The sequence below is a fragment of the Paraburkholderia sp. genome (assembly GCF_034668105.1).
Lineage (GTDB): Bacteria > Pseudomonadota > Gammaproteobacteria > Burkholderiales > Burkholderiaceae > Paraburkholderia.
This window is the reverse complement of the sequence record NZ_JAXDPY010000341.1, coordinates 1-3,068: the sequence shown is the minus strand read 5'-3', so window position 1 is coordinate 3,068 and position 3,068 is coordinate 1. Positions and strand designations below refer to the sequence as shown.

Annotated in this window: 2 protein-coding genes and 2 pseudogenes; 3 read left to right on the top strand and 1 reads right to left on the bottom strand. The window is 62.5% G+C overall.

All coding sequences use genetic code 11. The features are described from left to right. Window positions 1-161: pseudogene (locus QOC89_RS15520) on the top strand (acyl-CoA dehydrogenase); the annotation flags it as partial. A gap of 108 nt (window positions 162-269) precedes the next feature. Here the strand turns inward: QOC89_RS15520 and QOC89_RS15515 are convergent. Further along, a complete protein-coding gene (locus tag QOC89_RS15515) occupies window positions 270-1,244 on the bottom strand; it encodes an aliphatic sulfonate ABC transporter substrate-binding protein (RefSeq protein WP_323045815.1) in 975 nt (324 codons plus the stop codon). Window positions 1,245-1,424: 180 nt separating this feature from the next. On the opposite strand from QOC89_RS15515, the pseudogene QOC89_RS15510 reads away from it, so the two are divergent. Both QOC89_RS15510 and QOC89_RS15505 read left to right on the top strand, forming a co-directional pair. Continuing rightward, window positions 1,425-2,483 (top strand): annotated as a pseudogene (locus QOC89_RS15510) (LLM class flavin-dependent oxidoreductase). Between the two features lie 102 nt (window positions 2,484-2,585). After that, a partial coding sequence (locus QOC89_RS15505; RefSeq protein ID WP_323045814.1) for an SLATT domain-containing protein occupies window positions 2,586-3,068 on the top strand: 483 nt, incomplete at its 3' end.

Genomic DNA, 3,068 nt, shown 5'->3' with positions numbered 1-3,068 from the left:
GCTTCGATCGCTACTGGCGCAATGCGCGAGTGCTGGCGTCGCACAATCCAGCGATCATCCGCGAAGCCGCGATCGGTGACTTCTATCTGAACGGCAACGCGCATAACGAACGGTTCGGGGTGGCGCGGAATCCGGAAGTCGCAGCGGTTAGCCACGCCTGAAAAGCACGACCCCACGCTGCGAAAAACGTGGGGTTGCTCAGCCGTCTGAAGGCCGCTTACGCGGCCTCAACGCTCGTCTTCCTGCAGGAATTCACCCCCTTGCCCGGATCATTTCGCCGGCGGCGTCCAGATACGGATGTCCGTCGCTTTCAAGGTGGCGGGAATCAGTCCGGCCGCGCGATAGGTGTCCGCGATACGCTGCTGTTCCGCCAACTGATCGCGCTTCACGGGCACGATGTCATAGCTGCGGCGGCTATTGGCCAACTCGACTGTCGGTGCGGGAATGTTGCCCCACAGCGGGCCGAGAATCTGCGCAGCTTCCTGCGGATGCGCCTTGACCCACTTGCCGGTGGTGTTCAATTCGTCGAAGACGACGCGCAGCACGTCCGGGTGCTTGTCAGCAAAGGCGGTTGTCGCCGTGTAAAAGCGATTGTATTGAGCGACACCCGCGCTGCCGTCCGCCACCACGCGAACGTGCGCTTCACGCTGTTGCGCGGCGAGGAACGGGTCCCAGATGACCCATGCGTCAATGTTGCCGCCGCGGAAAGCGGCGAGCGCGTCGGGTGCCTCCAGATAGCGCACCTGGATGTCGTTGATCGTCAGACCCGCTTTAGCCAGCGCGCTCAGCAACAGGAAGTTGCAGCCCGAGCCTTTGGAAACGGCCACGCGTTTGCCCTTCAGATCAGCCACCGAATGAATCGGCGAATCCGGCGGCACGATGATCGCCTGTGCGGAGGGTGCGGAGGTTTCTTCCGCGTAGTACGTCAAAGGCGCATTCGCGGCCTGCGTGAAGAGCGCAAACGCATCCGCCACATCGGCATGCAAATCGACGCTGCCGGCGTTCAGCGACTGCAGCAGCCCCGTCGAAAACTCATGCCAGCTCACGTCGTAGCCGAGCGGTTTGAGTTTCTTCTCCAGCTCGCCGGTTCGTTTCAACAGAATGAACAGGGTCGACGACCGCTGGTAGCTGATCGACACCGTTTCGTTGGCGCCTGCCACGCCGGCGGACAGCACGCCGCCGATCAACGTCAGGCACACCCAGAGGCGTCGCAGGTTTCGGGATTCGAAAAAAACGCGGGGCATCGAAGAGATCCATTGGGGTATGCGGAATCGCCGAATATATAAAAAGAACGACGCGCGGCCAAAGACCCATTTCATCGATCGATATGGGCAGAAATTGGAACGCGCGACGCCTGTATCGCGCATCATTCGAGGTTGGACGCAACTTGAAGAACACGCCTTTCCCGTGGAGATTTCCGCATCATGTCGACACTGCCTCCCCGCTTCGGCATCTGGGCCCTGGTTCACGGCAGCCGCGCCGCCCTGCAAGACCCCGATGAACCGTACGACGCCTCGTGGGCGCGAAACAAGGCCCTCGTTCTCGAAGCCGAACGCCTCGGGTACGACTCCGTGCTGGTCGCGCAGCACACGATCAATCCGCACAACCCCGACTTCGATCAGCTCGAAGCGTGGAGCGCATCGGCCGCGCTCGCGGCGCTGACCGAGCGCATCGAAATCATCGCTGCGATCAAGCCCTATCTGTATCACCCGGTAGTGCTGGCAAAGATGGCGCAGCAGATCGAACATATCAGCGGCGGGCGTTTTGCCATCAATCTCGTCAACGCATGGAATCGCCCTGAACTGGAGCGCGCCGGCATCGGCTTCGCCGAGCACGACGCGCGTTACGCGTACGGGCGCGAGTGGATCACGGTGGTCGACGCATTATTGCGCGGAGAACGCACGCGTTGTCACGGCGAGCCTTTCATGGTGGATGACTAGCTATTGCGTCCCGCGGACCCGTTTCGCAGCCGTCCGCGTATTTACGTCGGCGGTGAATCGGAACCCGCGCGGCAACTGGTTGCCGACAAAGGCGACGTCTGGTTCATCAACGGCCAGCCACTGAACGACGTCAAGGCGTTGATCGCGAATGTCTCGGAGCGCGAGCGCCCTGCCTCACATGAACCGTTGCGGTTTGGCTTGTCGGCGTTCGTGATTGCCCGCGAAACCGATGAGGCCGCCAATCGGCACCTCGACCATCTATTCGCATTGGCCGCGAAAGACGCGCCGTTGCGTGCGCAACAGAAATCGAACATCGATCCGAAGGCGGTGATGTTCCAGACCTTCGCGCAAACGCCGCGGGTGGGTTCGAACGGCGGTACGGCGGCCGGGCTTGTCGGCAGCTATGACACGGTCGCGCAGCGGATCGCGGCGTTTCATCGGGCCGGCATCGAGTTGTTCATGCTGCAATTTCAGCCGTTCGAGACCGACATGCGCGTTTTTGCCGAGGAAGTGATTCCACGGGTGCGCCGCCGGCTCGACTGATCCAGGCACGCGGCGCGGCGTTCAGCGCGTCGCTCTCATGTGGCACAGTATCGTCAGGCGCATGCGTTACGCTTGCGCCACTGAACAGCCCGGACGAGCGACATGAAGAACCTGACTGCGTACGAGCCCCCGGTCGACGAAGACCAGCTCCTGCTGAAATGGATCCGGCGCGCGCGTGAATCCCAGATGAGCCATTACGACATGGCCGACCTGCTATTAGCGCGAGACCGCAGCGTGGGTTGGCTGGTCACCGCGTTGACGGCGTTTGTGGGCACGGCGGTGTTTGCATCATTGAGTTTGACGGCCGTCTCGCCCGCGCTGAGGATTTTCGTGGGCCTCGTGAGCGTTGCGGCGGCGGTCTCAGCCGCGCTGCAAACTTTCCTCAGATACGCGGAGCGCGGCGAAAAGCATCGCGCGGCGGGTGCGCGCTACGGCGCGGTGCGGCGCAGGCTGGAGGCGATCTTCGCAGGCGACGCCGATGCCCGTGACGGTCACTATCTCACCGCGATCCGCGACGAACTCGACCGGCTCGCCGAGGATTCGCCGAACGTGCCGCCGCGCGTGTTCTATCGCACCCAGCGAACC